Annotated in this window: 5 tRNA genes; all 5 read right to left on the bottom strand. The window is 46.3% G+C overall.

Annotated features, from left to right (window positions below):
* Positions 1 to 1,076: 1,076 nt before the first annotated feature.
* Positions 1,077 to 1,161 (bottom strand) — tRNA-Leu (locus FC99_RS08485).
* A 32-nt stretch (positions 1,162 to 1,193) separates the two neighbouring features.
* Positions 1,194 to 1,264, bottom strand: a tRNA-Cys gene (locus tag FC99_RS08480).
* 58 nt (positions 1,265 to 1,322) lie between these two features.
* Positions 1,323 to 1,395 (bottom strand) — tRNA-His (locus FC99_RS08475).
* Positions 1,396 to 1,409: 14 nt separating this feature from the next.
* A tRNA-Trp gene (locus FC99_RS08470) sits at positions 1,410 to 1,480 on the bottom strand.
* Between the two features lie 5 nt (positions 1,481 to 1,485).
* A tRNA-Tyr gene (locus FC99_RS08465) sits at positions 1,486 to 1,568 on the bottom strand.
* Positions 1,569 to 1,571: the final 3 nt, after the last annotated feature.

Raw genomic sequence — 1,571 nt, 5'->3', positions numbered from 1 at the left:
AAAACCTACATTTTTAAACCGCCATTTTCCAACATTTCTACGCCGCTATTGACACTGTAAATGGTATACAAATTCTGAGCCATTATACCAACCCCTAAGCAACTATAGCATCTCATCGTACTCACCCAGCCTTTTTTCAGTTCAGAGGTCATACGTGCGTAATCAACCCGCAGTAAGCTATAAGGACGTGGTGGGTGGCCCCATCACCCCACTCCTGACGCAAATAGGCTTAGACAACGATTATAGATACAAGGATAAGAAAACGAAACTTGCAGATTGCTCACTCCCCTATATTGGAGGATGTTATCGGCGCTCTTTAGCCCCAGGTGAGCTTAATCACTTATCCACCCATTGCCTGTGCTCCTCAACCACTTCTAAACAAAGCTGGCATCCATCACTAATAGTAGAAAGAAGCTGGCAGCAGCTTTCTGTACACTGATAGCAAACTTTTAAGCACTTTCTCCATAAACATCGCAAATAGATCATGATCATCTAATAAGGAAGAGCTGACGTCCTCATTGACCAAGAATGTCAGCTCTTTTGCTCTCCGTGCTCTAACGCAGCAGGCCTACGTCTCAGTCCCTTATTACTACCATTATCGACCGTAGATAACTCTAATCCCCTGATAATACACTCATACCTATCAGACGGTCGCCTAGTACCCACCAGTTGAAAGTTAACTGTAGGTACCTAATAGCCGATTATATTGAAACTAGATTCAAAGGAAGCATGGCGTCCTCGGGTTTTGAGGGCGCTATGCTTCTTTCCATGCTCTAAGCGGCTAGGCTTACGCTGGGAACAAGGAGCCTGTCTTCTAGCCGCCAGCTGCCATAGACGGTCCGTTACTAGGTACTTTACTTACTGGCAGTTTGACTTGAACGATATCCTGCTTGTCCATAATAAAATCCCACCAATTTTATTTGATGAGGCTATCATATCGTGGATTTGCTGCCAATCATAGACGGTCAGTCATTGGGTGCTTACGTTATCGGACACCCACATCACAATTAACTCAGCAACACCTACACAAAAAAAGCCACCACCTAATGTGATGACTCCCGAGATGAATCTTCCTATACCGGAGGTGGGGTTCGAACCCACACGACCTCAACGGTCACTGGATTTTGAGTCCAGCGCGTCTGCCAGTTCCGCCACTCCGGCAAAAAAATATTGATTGGATACACCCAAGTCAAAGGTGGTAATCGGATTTGAACCGACGATGAAGGTTTTGCAGACCTCTGCCTTACCACTTGGCTATACCACCATAATCGTCTATCCAATCTGACTGGACCAGTCGAAATAAATCAAATGCCCCAATCTAGGGCGGTATGTGGGAATCGAACCCACGCGTGCCGGAACCACAATCCGGTGTGTTAACCACTTCACCAATACCGCCATCACATTACAAACAGGGATAGTAGGAATTGAACCCACACCGACGGTTTTGGAGACCGTAGTTCTACCTTTAAACTATATCCCTATGAATGGTGGGGAGTGGATTCGAACCACCGAACCCGAAGGAGCGGATTTACAGTCCGCCGCGTTTAGCCAGACTTCGCTACCCCACCATA

The organism is Levilactobacillus koreensis JCM 16448, assembly GCF_001435525.1.
GTDB lineage: Bacteria > Bacillota > Bacilli > Lactobacillales > Lactobacillaceae > Levilactobacillus > Levilactobacillus koreensis.
Note: the sequence above shows the minus strand (reverse complement) of the source record. Positions and strands in the feature narration are given on the sequence as shown.